Genomic DNA, 22,676 nt, shown 5'->3' on the forward strand with positions numbered 1-22,676 from the left:
GGAAATATTGTTAGTTTAAGTAAAATTTATAATAATCTATTTCTGAGATGTAAGAATTCAAAACTTTTGTTAGTCTTTAAATTAAAGGATTAGAATAAAGAATCAAACAAACTTCTGACATTGAACTTATTTCTGAATACAAGGGAAGAAGTTTGTTTTATTGAATAGTATTGAGCTGAAGGGGAGACAAACAAGGCTGAAAGCAAGGCAGTGTAAAGAATATGACGATTTATGGTAGAAAAAGATAGGTCAAGTATTGTCAATAAGACCTATCTAATGAAAATGATACCAACATTTTATCAAAACCATCTCAGAAGTCAATTAAGAGACTGTTTGTAAAGATATGCGAAGGAGGAAAAAGGGGTAGCTAGGATCGAGATGGCGGAGAAAAAATGGGGGATGGAAAGATGAAGCGCAAGACATATCCATCAGATATCAGCGATGCGGAATGGGAAATCATCAAACCATTATTACCAGAACCAGAGCATATAGGACGACCGCGAAAAGTAGAGATACGGGAAATCATTAATGCGATTTTTTACATATTACATGAAGGATGTACTTGGAGAGGATTGCCACATGATTTTCCACCATGGCAAACAGTTTATACCTATTTTCGCCATTGGCAGCGTCTAGGAATTTGGAAAGAAATTCATCATCAGTTGCGGACACAGGTACGAAAATCCGTAAATAAAAACGAGAAAGCGGCAGCAGGTATTATCGATAGCCAAACAGTGAAAACAGCAGAGCAATCGGGAGAAGTGAATGGTTATGATGGTGGGAAGCAAATTAAAGGCAGAAAGCGGTTTATTCTTGTTGACACACTAGGATTACTAGTTTCCGTCATCGTTACAGAAGCCAATTTTGCTGAGAGATTAGGAGGGGTAGCTTTGATGATGGAAGCTGTGGAAAATAATGAAAATATCGTCATTGTCTGGGTAGATCAAGGGTATAGTGGTGCAAATTTTCAACGAGTGATTGAGCAATTATCCAAAACAGAAGTGGATGTAGTACGACGTACAGAGAAAGGGTTTAAAGTATTACCCAAACGCTGGATTGTAGAACGTACATTTGCGTGGTGGAATAAATATCGTCGCCTGAGTAAGGATTATGAATTGTTACCAGAAATCAGTGAATCTATAATCTACACAGTCATGATTCGACTTATGTTAAGAAGGTTAACAAAATCTCAATTTATTGCTTCTTAATCCTTTACAAACAGTCTCTAAGTCTAGGAGAATACCTGTTGCTAAAAATCCTGCTCCAGATTTTACAATCAATCAAACAGGTGAGTTTAGAAAGTTTAGCGAATGGGCTACCAATACCCATAAAATTTGAGAGCAGACGCAAAAAAATACAAAGATTTTTATCATCACCAAAATTAACAATAAAGAAAATATGGTTGCCAATAATTGAAGTTTGGTTAGAGACATACTTTGAAGAGAAAGAAACAATATATCTAGTAATAGACCGTACTAAATGGTCATGTATAAATTTATTAATGATAAGCATAGTGTGGGAGAAACGAGCAATACCGATATATTTTGAATTATTGAAGCAAAAAGGAAATAGTAATCTCAAACAACAAACAGAAGCTTTGACCGATATTTTGGCGATAGTAAAAAAATATAAAATATGTGTGTTAGGAGATAGAGAATTTTGTTCGGTCAAATTAGCAAACTGGTTGAAGCAGCAAGGTTTAAGCTTTTGTTTAAGGTTAAGAAAAAATGAATTTGTCAAAAAAGAATCGGAGATTTGGTTAGAGTTGAAAGATTTGGGGTTAGCGCCAGGATTATCATTATTTTTACCAGGAGTTAAAGTCACAAAAATTAAAGGTTTTGGATATTTTAATTTAGCCTGTAAATGGAAACGTAAGCTCAAGGGTATAGCACCAAAAGAAGGATGGTTTATTCTCACAGATTTACCAGAGTTAGGAGCAGCCATTACAGCTTATAAACAACGCTTTGATATTGAAGAAATGTTTAGAGATTTTAAAACAGGAGGCTATAATTTAGAAGATACAAAAGTCCCGGGAGAACGGTTGATTTCACTAATTTTGTTAATAGCTATTGCCTACACATCAGCAACGATTCAAGGACAACAGATTAAACGCAAGGGTGTACAAGAATATGTCGGAAGAGTTAAAGAAAAGAGCCGTAGTACCAGACGACATAGCAGTTTTTATATTGGTTTATATGGTTATACTTGGGTCAGTTTTATGGATAATTGTCAATCTTTGGTAGCCCAATTAATGAGACTTAATCCTAATAAGCGTAAGTATTATCAACAAGGTGTAAGAGCTATGAACCTTATACAGTCAGTCTTTTAGTTGATTTTGTCCCCCCTTCAGAGTATTGAGTTTAAATATTTACACAAAATATAGCTACACTTATAGGTGTTTCTGCATTGCTGATAACAAGATAAATCCCCATCACATTTTCTGTTCATACCCTCAATTCAATTGATTTAAACCACATTTTCTTGAGCAAGCGGACAAGGAAAACTTGGATCGCCTATTTCTATCTGAATTGTAGTGTGTTCGATACCAAAATGGTCGTGAAGTTGTTGATTTACCTGAACTAAAAAAGCATCACTAGGATTTCCAGAAGGCATAATTAAGTGAGCAGTGAGAGCTGTTTCTGTGGTACTCATCGCCCAGATGTGCAAGTCATGAACACTAGATACACCAGGAAGTTCAGCTAAGAATGTACGGACTGCAAGTGGTTCAATACCTGCTGGTACTGCATCTGTGACTAAGTTCAAAGATTCTTGGAACAATTGCCAAGTACTCACAATAATCACGACAACGATCATCAAACTTACAACTGGGTCAAACCATAGCCAACCAGTGGTAACAATCGCAATACCAGCCAGGACTGCACCCAAAGACACCGCCGCGTCAGCAACTAAGTGAATAAAAGCTCCCCTAATATTCAAGTCTCTTTCACGACCAGATAAGAACATTAAGGCACTTCCCATATTAATGGCAATACCTACCGCAGCCACGCCGATAATTGTACTACCTGATACTGGACTAGGTTGAGCAAAACGCTGTATGGCTTCCCAGGCAACTGCGCCAGAAGCTACGAGTACGAGGACAGCGTTCAAAAGAGCTGCCAAAATAGAGGAGCGACGTAACCCGTAAGTGCGGCGTGGTGTTGGTTGGCGACGACCGAGGAAGCTTGCTCCCCAGGCAAGTAACAAACCTAGAACATCACTCAAATTGTGACCAGCATCGGCAAGTAGAGCAAGGGAATTGGCAGCTAACCCATAAACTACTTCAATGACAACAAAACCAGTGTTGAGAGCAACGCTAATAATGAAGGCACGGTTGTAATTAGTCGGTTCGTGGCTGTGTCCGTGACTGTGATTGTGAGACATGAATACTGCCCTTAAGGTGATTTCTGAAAAGAATTTTACTAATGACAAGGGCGCAAGCTTTGCGCCCCTACGGTGAATTTTTAAACACCTGGTAATTTTAATTCTGGAAATCACCTAAAGCGTTACCAACGGTGACAGAATTTCTAGGTTTTGACAAGTGACAAACTTATCTTTAAGCATATCTTTGACCAAGGAAAAAAATTCGGTTATTGCACTTTCACTATCAATAACTGTAATAACAAGTGGTAGCACAGAAGACTCAATAGATGGATCTAGCTCGTTCATAGTGCGAAAAATACCATGTTTGCCATATCCAGAAATTGCTCGCATCACCGTCATCCCTGTTATTCCCTGTTGTCGAGCGATTCCCAATAGAGTTTGGTGAAGTGGTTGGTGCTGCCAACCATCAGACTCACTGATATAGATTGTTAGCTACTTCCATTTAATTGGTTCGTGATTGTACTGTTGAACCATAACTGTTATCCTGTCGCTACCACTTGCTATTAATTATCGCTTGAAGGTAAAGCGTCCATTAAATTTTTCACCATTGACATCAGAAAGAATAGCAACTTTATACTCACCTGCTGCTTTTTCAGAAAATACAGCATGGTAATGTTGTTCTTTAGCTTCATAAGTGAGGGGAAGCGATTTTTGACTACCATCAGGTAGCTGAACTTGAGCAGTTACTTTTGCATCCGACACTGTAGTATGTTTTTCTCCTTTCTTTAAATAGAAATCTAAATGAGTTTCATTATCCTTTGCTTCAGTAACAAACTCCAAATGATACTGCCCAGACTCTATAACTTGACCGCCATGTGAATGTTCACCTTTACCGTCTTCGGAATGCTCTTGAGCATTATTTTTATTATGAGAATGACCATCATTTTCCGAGTGATTATCTTTCGCTGCGGTTTCAATTTTGGCAGCCGTCTCTGTTGTTGATGCCGATTTATTCTCTGAATTTACAGCTTGATTACTGCCACTACAAGCACCTAAGAAAAGCAAGCTTACACTACCTAAAACTACGAAGCTGGTCTTCAGAAATTTCATTGATTTACACTCCTCAATATTTGGTCAATTAACAACTAAAAACTTGCCTCTCCTGCAATTTCTGTCTGAACAATTGGTTCAGCCTTTCTCGGCACTAAAAATCTACCAAACTGTACATACAAAGCCGGAAGTACTAACAGGGTTAAAGCAGTTGAGGTAAACAATCCCCCTAACACCACAACAGCTAGTGGCTGGAGGATTTCTTTTCCGGCTCCACTACCAATTACCAAGGGTGCCATACCCAAAGCTGATGATAATGCCGTCATTAAGATAGCAGCCAACCTTTCTACCGACCCTTCCATCAAAGCCTGCCGCAGAGGTTGTCCTTCTGCCATCCTAGAATTGTAGTTCTCAACTAGTAATAGTCCATTACGTGTAGCAACGCCGAATAAGGTAATAAATCCTACCATTGAAGCTACAGAGAGAATACCACCAGTCAAGGCTATGGAAATGACTCCACCCACTAACGCCAAGGGCAAGTTTATCAAGATCATGATGGTGGCAGGAATCGACTTGACAGCAAAGTAAATCAGAACTGCGATCGCAACAAGTGCTAATCCCCCAGCCGAAAGTAAAGTTTTCGTCGCTCCTTCTTGGGCTTCAAATTGACCACCGTATTCAATAAAATATCCAGCGGGTAATTGCACCTGTTGCTTAACTCTGTCCCGAATATCCTTAATTACAGAACTTAAATCTCGTCCACCCACGTTGCTGGATACGACAATATAGCGGGAGACGTTTTCGCGGTTGATGGTATTGGGGCCTGTACCATAGTTGATTTTTGCGACTTGGGCTAAGGGAATTTTTTGTCCGTTGGGTGTATCAACTAACAAATTACCGATAATTTCAATATTGTTACGGTATTTTTCTTGCAACCAAACCACCATATCAAAGGTCTGTTGTTGCTCCAATACTTGGGAAACGACTCGCCCATTCAGTGCAGTTTCTACTATCTCTGATAATTCGCCAATAGTTAAACCATAGCGGGCTGCTGCATTGCGGTCGAATTGAATTTGTACCTGTTTAATCGGTACTTGCGGTTCTAGTTGCAAATCTACTAGACCCGAAACCCCGCCCATAGCTGATTGTACTTGTTGACCAAGGGTGCGGAGTTCTTCCAAATCGGGGCCAAAAATTTTCACAGCGATCGCACTTCGTACCCCAGAAAGCACTTCATCCATCCGGTGCGAAATAAAACCACCGATATTGGGAACGACTCCGGGAATTTTATCAAATTCTTTACGAATCATTTCAATTGTTTTTTCTCGGTCTTTTGCCCCCTCGTCGCTGAGTTGGACATCTATTTCCGCCCCATTTACACCAGCTACCTCAGTATCCCCCTGAGCGCGTCCAGAGCGCAATTGAGCCGTTTCAACCCCAGGATTTTTTTTCAGGGCTTCTTCGATTGCTATCCCTACTTGATTAGTCGCATTCAGAGATTGGCCAGGCATTAAAACTGCGGCGATTACCAAAGAGCGGTCTTGGAATTCTGGTAAAAAAACTTGCCCTAACGAGAGTAGAATCATCGTTGAAGCCACAAAGGCAGCGATCGCACCTGTCAAAATAATCTTGGGGCGACGAATAGAAAATTTCAAAAGTGGACGATACAAACGATGGGAAAATCGTTCAACCCAAGTTTCTGTACTTGGTAAACGCCGATTTACTAGCAAAAGGGCGCACAGTGCTGGAGTCAATGTCAGTGCTACTAAGGTAGAAGCGCCAATTGACAGCAAATAAGCTACAGCCATCGGTGTAAAAATCCGACCTTCTACACCAGAAAGAGCAAAAATTGGTGCAAAGACGACTGCAATAATGATTGTCGAGAACAGTACGCTTACCCGCACCTCCACTGAGCCATTAAAAACAACTTGCAGTGGTGGTACAGGATTGCCTGCTATTTGGTTTTCTCGCAAACGGCGGTAGACATTCTCCATATCGACAATTGCATCATCCACCACCGAACCAATCGCAACAACAAGTCCGCCCAAAGTCATTGTATTGATACCTTGTCCCGTCCAATTCAGGATCATCATTCCCAACAACAAAGACACGGGAATCGCACTCAAACTAATAATCACCGTGCGCCAGTTCATCAGAAATAAAATCAAGATGACACAAACGATGATTGTGCCATCGCGCAAAGCTTCTTCAACGTTTTTGAGCGAGGCTTCGATAAAATCTTCCTGACGGAAAGTAGTTGTAATTTTGACATCTTTGGGCAGACCGGCTTGAATTTCCTCCATTGCTTTTTCAGCTGCCTTCGTTACTTTTGGCGTATCTGCTGCTGGCTGTTTGTTGACTGTCAAAATTACCGCTTTTTTACCCGCAAAACTGCCATCACCGCGTTTGAGTGCTGCACCAATTTGTACATCCGCCACTTGTTCCAACAGGATTGGCGTGCCATTTTTGGCTTTAATTACTGATTTCTTTAGCTGTTCAATAGATTCAATCCGTCCAACCCCTCGCACCAATGTCTCTTGGTCAGGAGTAATTAAAAATCCCCCTGGTGCATTAGCGTTGGCTGCTTGTGCTGCTTTGGTGACATCATCAAGGGAAACATTAAACGCTTTCAGCTTATCGGGGTTAACCAACACTTGATACTGACGCTCATCCCCACCAAATATGACGACATTACTTACGCCAGGGACAGCAAGCAGGCGGTTTTTCACTTGCCAGTTGACAATCCGCCAGACCTCCATCATCGGAGTGGTTTCAGAAGTAAAGGCATATTTGACAGTCCATCCCAAGGGTGAACTAACAGGCAGAACCTCTGGGTTTTCCACACCTTGCGGTAGTTGACTGCGTGCTTGTTGCAACCGTTCCGTTACCAATTGGCGGGCGCGATAAATTTCTGTATCCAAGCTAAAAGTCGCTCTCACAGACGAAAGACCGACAGCTGAGGCAGAACGCAATGTTTCTAGTCCGGGAGTGCCGTTAATCACACTTTCTATCGGCCGAGTCACTAGGGATTCAACCTCCTCTGGTGCAAGTCCTGGGGCTTCGGTCATAATTTCCACTTGCGGTGGAGCAAAGTTGGGAAATACATCCAGTGGCATTTGCGTCAGGACGAGAAACCCCCAAACAGATATGAGAATGGAAGCAATAACTACTAGCCAGCGTTGAGCGATCGACCATTTAACAATAGAATTAAGCATTAGTGAGAAAGATAAAGTTTTACTGAGGATGAGTCAGCATTAACTTTCTCTAGGATGACAGACTAGAATGAAATTCAGGTGAAATTTGTACAAGGAAGAGTGTGAGCGATGAGATACGCTCCATCGTAGGCGCGATTCCTTTACTCCTTTTTTAAAATCCATAACTAATTATCATTGGGCTATTGAACATCAATGAGTTGCTGTAAATGAGTCAGCTAAACGTTAAAATAATGAGGCTATTTGTGTAATTCTCATATTTTTTGGATTAGGTTGAGCAGCAGAGGTAAGTAATGGCAAAAGCAAAACGTAGCGGGGGAAAAGGGTTTGGTAAACCACCTAAGCCACCATATCTCAATAGCTCATTAGATTTTGAAGAATTAGTTAATGGCAATCAAATTTTGTTAGTGAACATAATCACCGACGATACTAAAGGGATTGGAGATGCCTTTACATTTATAAAATATAACGATCTTGCTAAAGAGTCATCAGATTTTAGGTCAGCTATTGCCACCGCATTTGACTCCTCATTGATTAGACTGGCGAAGCGGCGACGAAATGAAGAGGGTAAGGGTTTACTAACTCTAACTCCAAAACATTATCGTCAAGAATGGGGACTTAGTGATAGCTCTGACGGTGAAATAGTTTTTAATTGGTGGACTTTACCAGAGTTGAAAGTTGCTCAAGAACGAAGCTACATATTAATTCTTGCCAGATTAATAGAACCTCTAATTATGTATTCTCAAGAAAGGTTTCCGGTTATCTATCATGCTGTTCCATATACAAGTGGAAATGACCAAGTAAATTATGTGCATCTCATGTTTACTGTTTCACTCAATTCGAGCAAAGCACAGGAAATTCTTAGTATCAACATAATTGAACGTGAAACCACACCTTTAACAGAACTTTTACCTCCTAGTTCCTAAAAAGTCATTTAAAAACAAAAACACTATGTCTAAAATCCGCATTGGCAATACTGTAGTTAAAAGTAATGAAAAATTAAGACAAATACAATCACAAGTTTTTACTAGTTATGGCTATCAAAAAGTAAACGATTTTTTGCTCAATGATAGCAGAGATTTTAGAGTTGTATTTGATATGTTATGGGAAAAATATCAGAATCAGCCCCCAAAATTTTATGATTCTACTCTGATAAAGGTACTAGAGAAATCGAAATCATTTAAAAAGTTTATATTAGCTGTTAATATGCAAACAATTTCTCAGATGAAAATCCCTTTTGATAAATTTTATATACCGTGTTTAAAACAATGTTATCAAGATTATGAAACTCATAAAGAAACGGGTGCGAGGGGTTGGGTAGTCGGTGTTATTCCTTTTCTCGGTGCTACTTACCCTGAACATCGAAAATTTTTATCAAATTTGATTGACTCTTTAGATATTACAGAAAATATTAATTCAGGAAGAATTATCTATTTAGATAAGCATCTAGCTCTAACTTATAAACAAGATGATGCGAAAAACCAAGCATTAGGAGAACTGTTGTTTGCGGCAAGACATTCCGAAGATTTATGGTCTTTTAACCAAACAGATGTTTTTGTACCCGTAAGATCCTTTCGTCAAGCTAAAATTGCTTTAGCTAATTACCACGGTAAGCCCCGAAAAGGACAATTAGTAGGAAACGACTCTGCACGTTTTTCTAGATTTTTAGGCTTAGATATTAAAGATAATTATGCCTATATGTCTGGATATGAAGAATTAGTTAATTATAGAGGAAAAGGATTCCAAAAATGATAATCGGCGTTCTTGAATCAAGAGTCATGTAGGTAGAGTGGGTATCCTGAAGCCTGGAAATAAAACACGTTATCAGAGTACATCAAAATATTACAAACTAAAACCACCTAATTAATAAGTGTTGGGTTGAGCATAGCTCAACCCAAAATTCTATTTTAGAAAGTGAAAGTTGTTCTCAATGTACCAATCACAGCATCATTGTTATTGTTAGCAGATTGACCAGGATTAGTTAACCAAATTACACCAGGAGTAATAGAAATGTTGTCACTAATGCGATATCTATAAAAGCCTTCAATGTGATAGGGTTTATCTCCGTTGTTACTACCTAAATATGGTTGCGCTCCTGCAAAAATCCCTAAAAGATTGCCCTTCTTGCCAAAGTCGGGTAAAGCTACACCCAATCCATAGCTCCAAACTTCATCGTTATCGTTAGCTCCAAAGCCTGTAATATTACTGTGGAGTGCAAACCCACTAATTGACAGTTTATCGCTAGGTCTGAAAGCTGCTTCAAAGCCATAAGAATTACTTACAAATGGATTGCCACCACCGACAAAATTAGCTTGTGAAGTCCCAACTACAGCAGCACTTACCGAACCAGCATCAAATAAAGCACTATTTGCACCATGATAACCGTGAACGTAGGTTGCAGCCAAGGTCAGGCGATCGCCAACGTTAAGATTCAACTGTGCTAAAGCTGCATAGTTACCGTCTAATAAACCTGAGCCTGGACTGGGATTATTTGCTTCAGATCCTAAATAACCCAAAGTTAATGAAGGTTTGAAGTTACCACTACCAAATGGGACATTAACACCAATTCCTGCACCGCCACCGATGCGATAGATAGGACTTTCGGAAGCAAAGGTAGATAAAGCACCGTTACCACCATCAAAGTCTTCAAAATAAGGGTTAACGGTGGGAACATAATCGCTTTGAATACCTCCAGTAGCAGCTACATAAACTTGAGAGTTGCCAACAGGGAAGTAATACGCTAACCAATCTATAAAAGCACTATTATTACTACCAAGAAACAAGTTAAAAGTTTGAGTGCCTTCAGCAGTGCCATTGGGTAAAGATAATGGAGTAGCATTACCGGCTGCAATCCGAGTGTGCAGGGTATCTTTACCCGTAAAACTAGTTTGCAAGTCTAAACGCACCCGGTTTTGGAAAACGGTATTGTTATTATCATTGTTGCCAAAACTATCCGTAACCGCAAAAACCGCTTCACCTACTAGCTTTGTGGTGGTCGAAAACTGATTAGCTTCCAACTCAGCCGTGCGTGCTTCCAACGCATCTACTCGACCTCTGAGTGTTGCAAGTTCCGCAGAAAATTCTTCTTGTAAACGCTGTAGGGTAGCTAAATCCTCTTTCGTCACCAAATCAGTAGTTGCTGTAGCAATCAGTTCATTAACTCTATCCAAACAAGCATTCAAACCTGCCGCAAATTCATAACGAGTTAAGGCACGATTACCCCGGTAAGTACCGTTGGGATAACCTGCAATACAACCATATCGCTCAACAAGAGATTGCAAGGCTTGAAAAGCCCAGTCTGTTGGTTGTACATCCGAAAATTGGGAAACTGATGTAACTTGAGATAGTGAAGTTTGATTATTGGCTTCAAGATTGTATTGGTTTATTTGTGAAAAAACGTTTTCGTCAGCGTTTGTTTGAGCAAGTAACGGCTGATGAGTTTGTGATGGCTGTTGTTGGCTGTCAGCAGCAATGGCACTAGCTGAGATAGCAAAAGTTACTCCCAAAAATGCTGGGCTGAATATCAGTGTTTTCCACAATAGATTCGACATATTATTTTTCCTCACACCCTCTTGTAATGATGACGTGAATGCTAATACCAAAACGTATTATTTGCTACTTTAACGCCATTTTAATTTTATAATCAATACCTTCACCAATTTGCAAAATATAGGGCTGAAAGCCAATAAAATCGTTACGAGATGAATAGGGTTTCAGGATTTTGGCACAGGTATTGATAATGTATCGTGTCAATCTAGCTTAGAAGTAAGTTATTTTGCTGATAAATTCTAATTTAGTTCACTAACTTAAAAATTTGTAACTATTTATCTGGGTTTACCAGCACTTGATACTGACGCTCATCCTCACCAAATATGGCAATATTACTTACACTAGGAACAGCCAACAGGTGGTTTCTCACTTGCCAGTTGACACTACAAGCTTTCAAAATTAAGGAGTATCAGTCAGCTAGATAGCTGCGTGAGTTAAACCCATATCTTCGTAGAAGCGTGAGAGCTTGTTTTTCCAGTTGTCGCACTCGTTCTCGACAAATACCTATCCGTTGACTAATCTGTACTAGGGTCAGTTCGCATCCACCTGCTAAACCAAAGCGCAAGATTAATACTTCCTTTTGCTGGGGAGTCAGCTTTGCTAATAGTTTGTGAACATCTTGATAGAGCAATTCTCGCTCCGTGTAGCGTTCGGGAGACATTCCATCATCCTTCAGCATATCCTGCAATTGAGTACCCTGCTCAGATCCAATTCCCATATCTAAGGAAACAGGTTGACGAGCAAACTGCAAACATTCTCGAATCTGTCTGGGTTCTAGATTAAGCGCTTGGGCAATTTCAGTCACGTCGGCAGTGTGACCAAGCTTTTGAGATAACTCTCGCTGAACACGTTTAATTTTGTTCAGCTTATCAGCCATGTGAATGGGTAAACGAATAGTGCGGGATTGTTGTGCGATCGCTCGTGTAATTCCCTGACGAATCCACCAGTAAGCATAAGTAGAAAACTTGTATCCAAGAGTTGGATCAAATTTCTCTACCCCTCGTTCTAGCCCCAATGCACCTTCTTGAATTAAGTCTAGAAACTCAATATTGCGTTTCTGGTATTTTTTAGCAATAGACACCACTAACCGCAGATTAGCCTGAATCATCTTCTGCTTGGCAATTTGTCCTTGACTTAGTTGTTGCAGCAGCATATCTTCTTCCAACTGCATCTTGTCAGCCCATTCTTGCCGAGTGGGTTCACGCTGTAATTTTTCAGATAGTTCTTCCTTCGCAGTTAGCATCACCATCATTTGCTGAACTTGTTTAGCAAAAAAAATTTCTTGCTCATGAGTTAAAAGAGGTATACGTCCAATTTTATGAAGATAGATACGGACTGCATCTGCTGTAGATGAAAATTCGTTATTCTTGCTCTTCACTTTAGTTGGTTGGGATGCTGAATTAGGCATGAATAGATTATCCTCCATTGAATAAATTTAAATGTTTATAAAATCATAAATAAACACAGATTAATCGAGATGATAAATTTCTACATTTTGGTAAATTCAGGTAATTTACTAATGAAATTTTCAGCGCAAATTCAAATCTCTGAATTGTTTTTATGGCAACTTTGGTTTTGTTTTTTTATTAATGCTATTTTTGTGATTAATTCTGCATCTAACAACTGAGTAAAATTTGTAAAATACTCAATTAATAGGCTCAAAACGTCCTAAAAAAGTAGGTCGGGGACGGGTAATGTCAACTTCCCACAAAGCCTTGACATTCGCTAACATTTCCCTCACTAAATCGGGAATCATTCCTCGTAATCCATAAATTTCTATATCTGGAGTTCCTAAACCAACTGTCTTTAGTCCTAATTGACGACAGGTGTAAACAGTGCGGGGAAGATGATAATTTTGAGTTATGACAACAGCTTTATGTACACCAAAAACCTTATGAGCGCGATAACAACTCTCATAAGTGCTGAAACCTGCATAGTCTAAGGTAATGTTCTTCATCGGTACACCCAATTCATGGGCATATTTTTGCATAGACCTGACTTCATTATAGGAAACTTTGCTGTTATCTCCTGTCATCAAAAGTTTACTAATCTTTCCCATTTTATAAAGTTTGACAGCAGCTTCTACACGGTCTGACAACATGGGTGTGGGATTACCATTGGGAAGAATTCCTGCACCGAATACTATTGCAACCTGTTCTTTTGGGACTGATTCTGGTTGAATGTAGCGGGAGCCATTCGTCATTAAACCTATATAAGTTGTTGCTATTAAAGGTTTTGCTAATACACTAATTACTAAACCTAACAAAATCCATCGCAGGTGATGGAACAACTTGAAATATTTTTTCCCTACAATTTTTTCAAAAAATCTCATATAAGTGATGTTTTACAGAGTATTTCTTTTGAGCAGCAACACACACTGTCGAAAGTTTATGTGTATCCTAAATTACTTCTTGTAGAGGAGTCTACTTTGATTTATAAACTTATTTGCGTAGGTAAGTTACAGGTGACAGGAAACAGGGAAAAAACGATGACAAGTATACTGATTTATTTTAAATCAAATACGAGTCTTATACTATCAGCCAGTAAAACAAATCACTGGCTGTACTTTAGCAAAATTACTGTCACATCTGTGCTTAACTTAGTGATGCTAATTAATTCTCCAACACCACCCCAGCTACCTTTCCATTTTCTACAACAACCGCACTTCTCTTAGGTAACAAATACTTACCAAACTTAGAATATAAAGCAGGTAAAACTAGCAAAGTTAACGCGGTAGAAGTAAATAAACCACCCAAAACCACTATCGAAAGTGGTTGTAAAACTTCCTTACCTGGACCCACTGCAATTACTAACGGTACTAATCCCAAAGCTGATGTAAAGGATGTCATCAAAATAGCATTGAGTCGTTCCATTGACCCGGTTATAATAATTTCTTGTAACGACATTCCGCTAGAAAATTTAGTAGTGTAATTGTCTACTAAAAGTAGTCCGTTGCGAGTAGCTACACCAAATAAAGTCACAAAACCTACCAAAGAAGCGACTGAAACAACGCCCCCTGTTAGTGCCACAGCAATTACACCTCCGACTAAAGCGATGGGCAAGTTAATCATAATCATTGCTGTAGAAGCAATGGATTTGACAGAAAGATACATTAATACCGTAATCACTACGAAGGAAATAGCACTGAAAATTAAAATATTTTGTGAGGCTCTTTCTTCGGCTTCAAATTGACCGCCATACTGAATAAAGTATCCAGAGGGCAATTGCACTTGTGCCTTGACTTTGTTTTTAATTTCATTGACTACTGATCGCAAATCTTTGCCTTTAGCATTAGCAGATACTACAATTAGACGGGAGACATTTTCCCTGTTAATAGTATTTGGTCCAGTGCCATAGACAACTTTAGCCACGTTAGCTAAAGGAATTTTATTTTCCCCTTCATTTCCACCTTGGGAAGAGGTATCAACTAACAAATTTTCAATCGTTTGTAAATTATTACGGTATTCTGGCTGTAACCAGACAATTAAATCAAAACTTTGTTGCTTATCCAAAACTTGCGATACTACTTTACCATTGAGCGCAGTTTCGACAAGTTCAGATAGTTGCCCAACTGTTAAACCATAACGTGATGCGGCAACACGGTCAAATTTTATTTGAATTTGTTCGATAGGAACTTGCGGTTCTAATTGTAAATCTACAAGCCCAGACACAGATGACATTGCACTTTCAACTTGTTGACCAATTTGGCGGAGTTCTTCTAAATCTGCTCCAAATATTTTCACAGCAATTTGACTTCTGACTCCAGATAATATTTCATCAATTCTGTGAGAAATAAATCCACCAATATTTGCAGCAGCACCAGGTACTTTATTAAATTCTTCCCGCAACCATTCTACTGTTTCTTTACGCTTTTCCATTCCTTTGTCACTCAGACCAATATCAAGATGACCAAGATTTACGGGTGCTGCATCTGGATCACTAGGGGCGCGTCCTGCCCGTAACTGCACATATTTTAACCTGGGATCATCTTTGAGTTTATTCTCCAGCACAAAGGCAGCACTGTTAGTAGCTTCTAAAGATGAACCTGGATAAAGAGCTAAAGTATTGACCAAAGTTGATTCTTGAAATTCTGGTAAAAAAGCCCGTCCCAAAGCTGGAAAAATCACCATTGCCGCTATCATCCCCGCCACAGCCACGGAGATAATGATCATGGGACTGTGGATAGCAAAATTTAAACAAGGATAATACAACCGCTTGAAAATTCGGGGTATTAATGGTTCCTTTAAGGGCATTTTTCCGTGTGGAAGTAAGATTGCACACAAAGCCGGACTCAATAGTAATGATTCTAAACTAGAAACCATAACCACCACTAAATAAGTCATTCCCATTGGTCCAAAAATTCGGCCTTCTACACCTGCGAGGGCAAATATTGGAGAAAAGACGACAATAGTAATTAAAGTTGCACCAAGGAGAGATTCTCGGACTTCTTGTCCCCCTTCAAAAATGACTTCTAGTACCGGACGCGGATTGGCAGAATGTTTATTTTGGCGGAGGTTGCGATAAGTATTTTCTGCATAGACAATGGCATCATCAATTGCTGTCCCAATGGCGATCGCTAATCCGCCTAAAGTCATAGTGTTTAGCCCCAAGCCTAGCCAGGATAATATTTGTAAGGAGAACACAAAAGTCAAAACAAAATCTAACAAGCAAAGTGATAGAGTCCGCCAATTCATCAAAAAGGGAATGAGGATAAGTGCGGCAATAATACTACCTTCCACCAAAGCTGATCTAACATTTTCTACTGAAGCATCAATATAATCAGCTTGACGGAAGGTTGCATTTACTTTAATTCCTTTCGGTAAACCTGCTTCTAGCTCAGATATTGCGGCTTCAATCGCACGGGTGACGGTGGGAGTATCAGCTAGAGGTTGCTTATTCACCATCACTACTACAGCATCTTTGCCATTTAAGCTGCCATCGCCTATCTTAATCGCACCGCCAATTTGAATTTCGGCAACATCTCCCAAGCGCACAGGCGTTCCTTGACGGGCAAAAATTACAGATTGTTTTAAATCATCCAAGGATTCAATTCGGCCAATTCCCCGAATCAGAGTTTGCTTGTCAGGGCTGATTAAAAAGCCACCAGGAGCATTGACATTTGCTCCCTGTACTGCCTCAGATACTTGCTGTAAGGATACATTAAAAGCTCTAAGTTTATTCGGATCTACTAATACTTGATACTGACGTACATCACCGCCATACACTAGCACTTGACTAACGCCAGGAACTGCTAAAAGGCGATTTGTAACTTGCCAATCAACGATTCGGCGTACTTCCATCAAGTCGATTTTGGATGTTGGGTTTTGGGTGGATGTTTCTCCTTTCTGCCCCTCCTCTTCCACTGTGAAAGCATATTTTAATACAGTGCCGATAGGTGAACTGATAGGAGCGAGTTTTGGTGTTTCAATTCCTTGAGGTAGCTTACTCACTACTTGTTGCAGTCGTTCTTGTACTAACTGGCGGGCTTGATAGATATCTGTTCCCCAGCCAAAAACGACTCTGACTACAGAAAGTCCTGCTGAGGAGGAAGAACGAACTGCGCTGATTCCTGGGGTGCCGTTGATTGAGCTTTCAATTGGTAATGTCACCAGAGACTCTATTTCTTCAGGAGCGAGTCCGGGAGCTTCTGTTTCAATTTCGACTTGGGGAGGTGCAAAGTTGGGGAAAACATCCAACGGCATTTGCGGGATGGTATTAAATAATATGATTATTGTGGAAATAAGTGCCGCAATTACTACTAACCAGCGTCGAGAAATTACCCATTTAGCAACTGTACTAATCATTATCTATTTAGTTGTTAATTGTTATTGGTTGGTTATTAGTTGTTAATTATTTCAAATCCCCAAGTTTAGGAGGGATAATTTCAAATTCCGCATTACTAATTTTTTTGGCGTTGCTGATAGCTTGCGTGGCGTAGCCATATTGAAGTATGAAGTAATTAGGACTTACGCAAAAAAACCTCAAACTATTATTTCTCTGTGTCCTCTGCGGTATGCCTTACGGGAGCCGTAAGGCATACGATATTCCATGACTTGTGCGTAAGTCCTGATAATAAAAGAATCAAGGATTTCAAACTCCTACTCTCTGCGCCTCTGCGTGTTAGCGTTAGGGGGGCGTAGCCCGATGAATTCATATTTTTAATCAGCACCGCAAATTTTTTATTATTAATTAGAATGAGGATGCTTGTCATTTTCCTCAACAGAAGTGGTGGGGGTTGGTTGTTTGTGGTTGTCGATATAAACCTCGGTTTCATAATTAAAACCGTCACTTACTGGTATTAGACGGGAACGGTTACGACGGTTAGACCAGAAACTACCTGCTACAAAAGCCAAAGTAGCAAGGGTCACTCCTCCTGCTCCAAATAACCACAGAGGTACTGGTAAGCTGTTAGTCTTAGTGTCCTCTGAATGTGCTTGTTCTTGTTCTTTTCCTTCTGGTTCGTTGGATTCACCACCACCCTTCAATGATTGTGCATAAAGTTGTGGCGCACGTTGGGTAACGACTGAATCTCCCTCGAATAAACCACTTTTAATCTCAATTAAATCTCCAGAGGTTTGTCCTAACTCAACTTCAACAGATTGGAAGGCATTGCCGTTTTGGACATAGATCAATTTCTTATTATTTGCATCCACTACAGCAGACTGGGGAATTGCCAAAGTAGCTGTAGATGTCTGGTCGGTTACAACTTCAAATTCGGCAAACATTCCAGGTTTAAGCTGCCCTCTAGCATTATTGACTTCGGCTTGTACTGGTACTACTCGCGTTTCTCCTTCTACCACTGAGCCAATTCGTGTAATCCTTCCTGTAAAGGTTTGATTAGGTACACTAGCAACTTTCATCCTGACCTGTTGACCTGTCCTCACTTTATCTAAATCTTTTTCATAAATATTTGCTGTGGCAAAAACCCGACTATCATTCACAATCGTCATTAATTTACCACCCGCGTCCTGAAATGATTGACCGATAGTAACTTCCCTGTCAGTAACCTTACCGGAAATTGGAGCAGTTACTATTATTAGTCCCTTAGCATTAGCGCGGTTTCCTAGTTGTAGCAGCCGCGTTTCATAAATAGCGCTGCTGCGATTAATATTGGATTTTGCTAGTTGAACTGATACTTGAGCGCGTTTGAGTTGATTTTCAGCCTGGATAACATCGCGGTGACTATTAGCTGTGGTTAGTTTAGCTTTAGCTTCTGCAAGTTGGGTTTGAGATTCAAGGGCGTTACGACGTGCCAAAGCACCTTCAGTTGCTAACACTTGATCTTTCTGATACTTTTCTTGAGCAAATGCTACTTGGCTTTGGGCTTGGGCGATTTCGGCGGCGGCTATTTGTTGATAGCGATCATAATTTTGTTGAGCCAGCCTCAAGTCAGCTTGAGCTTGTTGTAAATCAGCTTGACCTTGTGCTAATTTGTCCTGAGATTCCACGCGCAATGTCACTAAACCTGGACTGGTTACAACGGCGACAGGTTGACCTTTCTTTACTGATGCACCGGGTTCCACCAATAGTTCAACTACTTTTACCCCTTCAATTGGGGTTGTGACTTCCACTTTCTGGCTAGGTAAGATTTCAATTTGTCCAGTGGTTTTAATGCCGACGGCTAATCGTTGGCGCTGCACTGGTTCGACCTTAACTCCTAGCAGTTTTGCGGTTTCGGTATCAACTTCGACAGAACCAGTTGTTTTGCTTTCACCACCCTGAAATGAACTTGCACCAGTATGGTCGTGTCCAGCACCAGCCAAAACAGTAGTAGGAGTATTTAGTAGTAACAAACTCAACATTGTCAACGAAATATAACGCAGTGGCGCAGAACATTGAAACAAATTAGAGATTCCCATCGCTTGTTGTATCCTAAGTTAGTGAGAAAGCAGAATCGCCTTTGGATGTTGGCATTTAATGTGCAAATTTGGACTAAAGCTTTTTTTAGCTAGTTACATTGCTTTCGTGAGAAGTTTAAGGAGTTTTAATAGTACTCTTCTTCTAGTGTTTCATATCAACATGAAATTTGGGTGAAATTTTTAGTGGCGATTGTTATTAGGAACAACTATTGTATTTAGGCTATATTCATGGTTTTCACAAAATTTAGTTACTTTGCTCAAACTAGGCTTCTAATCACCTAGTTTAAAGTAATCTAGTAATCTATCTCTTGAATCTTCCCTTACTAGGGCTACCACTATACAGTTTTTGAGTTTGTTTATTTTTCATTGATTTTCACATCTTTATCCTTACTAATAATCATTGAAGTGATGCTGCGGTATGATTACAATAGGTAACTGTGGTTAATTTGTAGAGTTAGATACAGTTATCAAACTAATTTTTTATAATCTTAATCAATCTTTCCAAGTTCTTGACTTTTTATATTTAAAGTAAAACTGTAGCAACTCAAAAACAGGTGTGAATAACACAAATAATCATAATTATTTTGGATTGCTCAACAAACAAAAATTATGGAGATTGACACACATGAAAACTTCAACAAAAATCGCTTTAACAACTGCTTTAATGAGTATTTTAGGTGTTGGTGCAGTGGTAAAAACCGTAAGTGCCTCCCCTTTTCAAAACAGTATACAAGTAGCTCAGACTAGTGACGGAGATGGCGAAGCTAATGACGCTACAGAAGCTCCTGAAATTAAGAATAATGGTGTTCATAACACTAAAATAGCTCAAGCAAGTGACGGTGAAACTAATGATGATCAACAAGAACAGCAAGAGGACAAAAAATTACAAGCTTTAGCTAAAATTACAGCAGAACAAGCTAAACAAGCTGCTGAAACCTCTGTCGGTACTAAAGCTAGTAGTGTAAAACTCGAAAATGAGGATGGTAACTTAGTTTATGCTGTAGAAATTGCTCAGAAAGAAGTGAAAGTTGACGCTGGTAATGGTAAGGTTCTCTACACTGAGAATGCTAACCAGGAAAGTGATGAAAATGAAGCTTCTCGTCCCAAGAGTAGCATTCAAGTTACAGAGAATAATAACGAACAGGAAACAAATGAAGGCAGTAAATAGAGCAATTTATCACTAGTTTTAAGTGATGTTTAGATATAAATAACTAAATTCGAGATTGTTGAATGATCTATTTTCAACAATCTCCTTTATTTATATTCCTCAAACGATGGAGTAACAAGTAAGGAAAGTTAAATGATTAAGAAGCATCCTCCAGGATTAATAGCAATTGTTATTTATAAAGGCTTTGTTGCTTTACTGCTTACAGCTACATCTATTGTTCTACTGTTAGCTTTAAAAAAACATGATACTCTTGTGGTCTTTTCCGAATCTTACATACTGGAAGGGAAACGCGAAGTTATTGAGTGGTTACTGGAAAAAATTATTAATATCAAACCACAAACTTTAAAATTTAGTGGAATTGCCACTGCAATATATGCAGTTGTCACAGCTATTGAAGCTATCGGTTTATGGTATGAAAAAACTTGGGCAAAGATATTAGTGATTGGATTAGTTGGTATTAGTATACCTCCCGAAATCTATGAGTTAATTAAAGGGGTAACGATTTTCAAATTTTTAGTCTTTATGGTTAATCTAGCTGTACTATCGTACTTGGTTAAACACTTTTATAAACATTAATTAAGAGAACTTGCTGGTAAACGCACTGTAAAACAACTTCCAATTCCCAATTGACTTGTGACGGTAATTAATCCACCGTGATTTTGAGCAATAGCTTGAGCAATAGCCAATCCTAAACCAGAACCACCAGAATTATAAGAACGTGATTTATCTGCTCGCCAAAAACGTTCAAAAATATTTCCTAAATCTTTTGGTGCAATTCCTACACCTGTATCTTGAACATTAACTACTATGTCTGAAGCAGAACGATTAGCCGTGATTTCTACTATCCCTTCTGACGGTGTGTAATGTATAGCATTTTGAATTAAATTAGTAAATAATCGTGTTATTTGATTTGTATCACCTAATAGATAAAGCTTTTCCGTTAATTGGCTTTTCAGATTAATTTGTTTAGCGATCGCTTGCGGTTGATACAGTTGTACTAAGTTATTTAAAATTGAACTGACATTAACAGTTTCTTTACTGCGGTTAGGAATATTATCATGACGAGCTAAAAATAGTAAATCTTCAGTGAGGCGAGTCATTTGGTTCGTAGCACTAGAAATAGCCTGAAATTTTTCTGCATCAGTTTCTCGCATTCCTTCTGGATACTTTAGTGCTACCCCTGCATTACTTTTAATCGCCGTTAAAGGACTGCGGAGTTCATGGGAAGCATCAGCAGTAAACTGTTTTAACCGTTCAAAGCTTTCTTCAATTGGTTGCATCGCTTGACGAGTCAGCCAAACTCCACCAACACTACTAAAAATCAAAGCTACAACTATTCCACCACCTAATCCCAAATCTAATTTATTTAAAGTTTCATCAAATTCTTCTAAAGATTGACTGGCTCTTACATACCCAATGAATTGTTTATCGTCACTACTAATAATTGGTAAAGTGACAGACTGGACACGATTTCTACCAACTGTATTAATTTGTTCTCCTTCTGTTACATGAACAGGTAAACTTAAAATATCTCGTCCCTGTTTTTCGATTAGATTACCTTTAGTATCAAACCAGTTTAATCCTTGATGATTTTCAAATAATTTATCTTGAGGTAAGTCATTTTCAATTTTAATTCTCCCGTTATCAAACTCTGCATTAGCAGCAGCAACTTGTGCTAATGCAGCAAGTTTCTCTGTTTGTTGTTTATGGAGGCTATGGGTAAAGACAATCCGAACAGCAACGGCAAATCCACCTAAGATTAGTGACAATACGATTAAATAAGACAACAGTAAACGACGGCGAATTTTTTCAAACATAAGTTAAATTTGCCTTCACTTAGGACACAGACGATAACCAACACCGTAGACAGTTTCGATAAAATCTTCTGAACTTCCTATCGCTCTGAGTTTCTTTCTTAAATTTGTAATGTGAGTTTTAACGGTTTCCTCTCCAGATAATTTATCAAACTCCCACAATTTATCTAAAATTGCCGAGCGAGTCAAAATTTGAGTAGGATTTTTCAAAAAACATTCCAATATCATGTATTCTTTATGTGTTAATGATAAAGGCTTATCTGCATAGGTGACATGACAATTACTAGGATCTAGTTGTAGCTCACCATGAATTAAAATTAATTGGCGAGTTTCTGGACTCCTTCGAGATAAAGCTCGAATTCGTGCTGCTAATTCTTCTAGTTCAAATGGTTTAACTAAATAATCATCTGCACCAGCATCAAGTCCAATTATTTTATCTGGGGTTGTATCTCGTGCTGTCAACATCAAAATAAAAGCGTTGCAATTAGAAGCACGTAGCCGTTTACAGAGAGTGATTCCATCTAAGCGCGGCAACATTAAATCTAATAAAATTAAATCATAATTACCTGCTTGGGCGTATTCCCAACCTTCAATTCCATCACCAGCAATATCAACAGCATGATGCTGATGTTTTAAATCTTCGGCTAAGGGTTTAGCAATGCGATCGTCATCTTCAACTATTAAAATTCTCATATTTCTGTAC

The 22,676-nt window shown here is 39.1% G+C and carries 17 protein-coding genes; 6 read left to right on the forward strand and 11 right to left on the reverse strand.

The window, feature by feature from the left end; genetic code table 11:
* Positions 1–407: 407 nt before the first annotated feature.
* Positions 408–1,208: an IS5 family transposase gene (locus ACSQ6I_RS26330; protein WP_438893184.1), complete on the forward strand. Its 801-nt coding sequence runs from the start codon at positions 408–410 to the stop codon at positions 1,206–1,208.
* Entirely contained in the window at positions 1,187–2,329 is a 1,143-nt protein-coding gene (locus ACSQ6I_RS26335) for an IS4 family transposase (protein ID WP_438893237.1), read from the forward strand. Before ACSQ6I_RS26330 ends, ACSQ6I_RS26335 begins: the two co-directional genes overlap by 22 nt.
* A 137-nt stretch (positions 2,330–2,466) precedes the next feature.
* Here ACSQ6I_RS26335 and ACSQ6I_RS26340 read toward each other — a convergent pair whose 3' ends face one another.
* The 4 genes from ACSQ6I_RS26340 to ACSQ6I_RS26355 all read right to left on the reverse strand — a co-directional run bounded on the left by ACSQ6I_RS26340 (position 2,467) and on the right by ACSQ6I_RS26355 (position 7,586).
* Complete coding sequence (locus ACSQ6I_RS26340; protein WP_127055579.1) at positions 2,467–3,381, reverse strand: cation diffusion facilitator family transporter; 915 nt, start codon at positions 3,379–3,381, stop codon at positions 2,467–2,469.
* Between the two features lie 114 nt (positions 3,382–3,495).
* Positions 3,496–3,807: a DUF190 domain-containing protein gene (locus tag ACSQ6I_RS26345; RefSeq protein WP_309296889.1), complete on the reverse strand. Its 312-nt coding sequence runs from the start codon at positions 3,805–3,807 to the stop codon at positions 3,496–3,498.
* An 81-nt stretch (positions 3,808–3,888) separates the two neighbouring features.
* Complete coding sequence (locus ACSQ6I_RS26350; RefSeq protein ID WP_127055578.1) at positions 3,889–4,431, reverse strand: hypothetical protein; 543 nt, start codon at positions 4,429–4,431, stop codon at positions 3,889–3,891.
* 35 nt (positions 4,432–4,466) lie between these two features.
* A complete protein-coding gene (locus ACSQ6I_RS26355) occupies positions 4,467–7,586 on the reverse strand; it encodes an efflux RND transporter permease subunit (protein ID WP_438893185.1) in 3,120 nt (1,039 codons plus the stop codon).
* Positions 7,587–7,876: 290 nt separating this feature from the next.
* Between ACSQ6I_RS26355 and ACSQ6I_RS26360 the strand changes: the two genes are divergently transcribed.
* Together ACSQ6I_RS26360 and ACSQ6I_RS26365 are read left to right on the forward strand one after the other, a co-directional pair.
* A complete protein-coding gene (locus tag ACSQ6I_RS26360; RefSeq protein ID WP_438893186.1) occupies positions 7,877–8,509 on the forward strand; it encodes a hypothetical protein in 633 nt (210 codons plus the stop codon).
* Positions 8,510–8,534: 25 nt separating this feature from the next.
* Positions 8,535–9,335 carry a hypothetical protein gene (locus ACSQ6I_RS26365; protein WP_015364262.1) on the forward strand — a complete coding sequence of 267 codons (801 nt, stop codon included), beginning with the start codon at positions 8,535–8,537 and terminating at the stop codon, positions 9,333–9,335.
* Positions 9,336–9,490: 155 nt separating this feature from the next.
* Here the strand turns inward: ACSQ6I_RS26365 and ACSQ6I_RS26370 are convergent, their stop codons facing one another.
* From ACSQ6I_RS26370 to ACSQ6I_RS26390, 5 genes are all read right to left on the reverse strand, one after another.
* Entirely contained in the window at positions 9,491–11,134 is a 1,644-nt protein-coding gene (locus ACSQ6I_RS26370; RefSeq protein ID WP_015364263.1) for an iron uptake porin, read from the reverse strand.
* A gap of 407 nt (positions 11,135–11,541) precedes the next feature.
* Positions 11,542–12,540: a sigma-70 family RNA polymerase sigma factor SigB gene (gene sigB, locus ACSQ6I_RS26375; RefSeq protein ID WP_015364264.1), complete on the reverse strand. Its 999-nt coding sequence runs from the start codon at positions 12,538–12,540 to the stop codon at positions 11,542–11,544.
* Positions 12,541–12,777: 237 nt separating this feature from the next.
* Positions 12,778–13,464, reverse strand: a complete 687-nt coding sequence (locus ACSQ6I_RS26380) for a SanA/YdcF family protein (RefSeq protein WP_015364265.1) — start codon at positions 13,462–13,464, stop codon at positions 12,778–12,780.
* Positions 13,465–13,744: 280 nt separating this feature from the next.
* Positions 13,745–16,936, reverse strand: a complete 3,192-nt coding sequence (locus tag ACSQ6I_RS26385) for an efflux RND transporter permease subunit (protein ID WP_015364266.1) — start codon at positions 16,934–16,936, stop codon at positions 13,745–13,747.
* A gap of 381 nt (positions 16,937–17,317) precedes the next feature.
* The gene (locus tag ACSQ6I_RS26390; protein WP_015364267.1) at positions 17,318–18,991 is read right to left on the reverse strand and encodes an efflux RND transporter periplasmic adaptor subunit; all 1,674 of its coding nucleotides are present in this window, start codon (positions 18,989–18,991) and stop codon (positions 17,318–17,320) included.
* 625 nt (positions 18,992–19,616) lie between these two features.
* Here ACSQ6I_RS26390 and ACSQ6I_RS26395 point away from each other — a divergent pair.
* Positions 19,617–20,159: a PepSY domain-containing protein gene (locus ACSQ6I_RS26395; protein ID WP_438893187.1), complete on the forward strand. Its 543-nt coding sequence runs from the start codon at positions 19,617–19,619 to the stop codon at positions 20,157–20,159.
* Between the two features lie 132 nt (positions 20,160–20,291).
* A complete protein-coding gene (locus ACSQ6I_RS26400) occupies positions 20,292–20,735 on the forward strand; it encodes a DUF2127 domain-containing protein (RefSeq protein ID WP_438893188.1) in 444 nt (147 codons plus the stop codon).
* Here the strand turns inward: ACSQ6I_RS26400 and ACSQ6I_RS26405 are convergent.
* Entirely contained in the window at positions 20,732–21,976 is a 1,245-nt protein-coding gene (locus ACSQ6I_RS26405) for an ATP-binding protein (protein WP_438893189.1), read from the reverse strand. The genes ACSQ6I_RS26400 and ACSQ6I_RS26405 overlap by 4 nt on opposite strands.
* 15 nt (positions 21,977–21,991) lie before the next feature.
* Positions 21,992–22,666 (reverse strand): response regulator transcription factor, encoded by a 675-nt coding sequence (locus ACSQ6I_RS26410; protein ID WP_029631080.1) that lies wholly within the window; start codon positions 22,664–22,666, stop codon positions 21,992–21,994.
* Between the last annotated feature and the right edge of the window lie 10 nt (positions 22,667–22,676).

The sequence above is a fragment of the Anabaena sp. WFMT genome, from assembly GCF_051781005.1.
GTDB lineage: Bacteria > Cyanobacteriota > Cyanobacteriia > Cyanobacteriales > Nostocaceae > Anabaena.

Excerpts from the sequence above, each read along its gene's own strand:
- ACSQ6I_RS26400 (WP_438893188.1), top strand. The coding sequence starts at position 20,292 with ATGATTAAGAAGCATCCTCCAGGATTAATAGCAATTGTTATTTATAAA.
- ACSQ6I_RS26340 (WP_127055579.1), bottom strand. The coding sequence starts at position 3,381 with ATGTCTCACAATCACAGTCACGGACACAGCCACGAACCGACTAATTAC.
- ACSQ6I_RS26410 (WP_029631080.1), bottom strand. The coding sequence starts at position 22,666 with ATGAGAATTTTAATAGTTGAAGATGACGATCGCATTGCTAAACCCTTA.
- ACSQ6I_RS26385 (WP_015364266.1), bottom strand. The coding sequence starts at position 16,936 with ATGATTAGTACAGTTGCTAAATGGGTAATTTCTCGACGCTGGTTAGTA.
- ACSQ6I_RS26350 (WP_127055578.1), bottom strand. The coding sequence starts at position 4,431 with ATGAAATTTCTGAAGACCAGCTTCGTAGTTTTAGGTAGTGTAAGCTTG.
- ACSQ6I_RS26405 (WP_438893189.1), bottom strand. The coding sequence starts at position 21,976 with ATGTTTGAAAAAATTCGCCGTCGTTTACTGTTGTCTTATTTAATCGTA.
- ACSQ6I_RS26330 (WP_438893184.1), top strand. The coding sequence starts at position 408 with ATGAAGCGCAAGACATATCCATCAGATATCAGCGATGCGGAATGGGAA.
- ACSQ6I_RS26380 (WP_015364265.1), bottom strand. The coding sequence starts at position 13,464 with ATGAGATTTTTTGAAAAAATTGTAGGGAAAAAATATTTCAAGTTGTTC.
- ACSQ6I_RS26395 (WP_438893187.1), top strand. The coding sequence starts at position 19,617 with ATGAAAACTTCAACAAAAATCGCTTTAACAACTGCTTTAATGAGTATT.
- ACSQ6I_RS26355 (WP_438893185.1), bottom strand. The coding sequence starts at position 7,586 with ATGCTTAATTCTATTGTTAAATGGTCGATCGCTCAACGCTGGCTAGTA.
- ACSQ6I_RS26370 (WP_015364263.1), bottom strand. The coding sequence starts at position 11,134 with ATGTCGAATCTATTGTGGAAAACACTGATATTCAGCCCAGCATTTTTG.
- ACSQ6I_RS26365 (WP_015364262.1), top strand. The coding sequence starts at position 8,535 with ATGTCTAAAATCCGCATTGGCAATACTGTAGTTAAAAGTAATGAAAAA.
- ACSQ6I_RS26360 (WP_438893186.1), top strand. The coding sequence starts at position 7,877 with ATGGCAAAAGCAAAACGTAGCGGGGGAAAAGGGTTTGGTAAACCACCT.
- ACSQ6I_RS26390 (WP_015364267.1), bottom strand. The coding sequence starts at position 18,991 with ATGGGAATCTCTAATTTGTTTCAATGTTCTGCGCCACTGCGTTATATT.
- sigB (WP_015364264.1), bottom strand. The coding sequence starts at position 12,540 with ATGCCTAATTCAGCATCCCAACCAACTAAAGTGAAGAGCAAGAATAAC.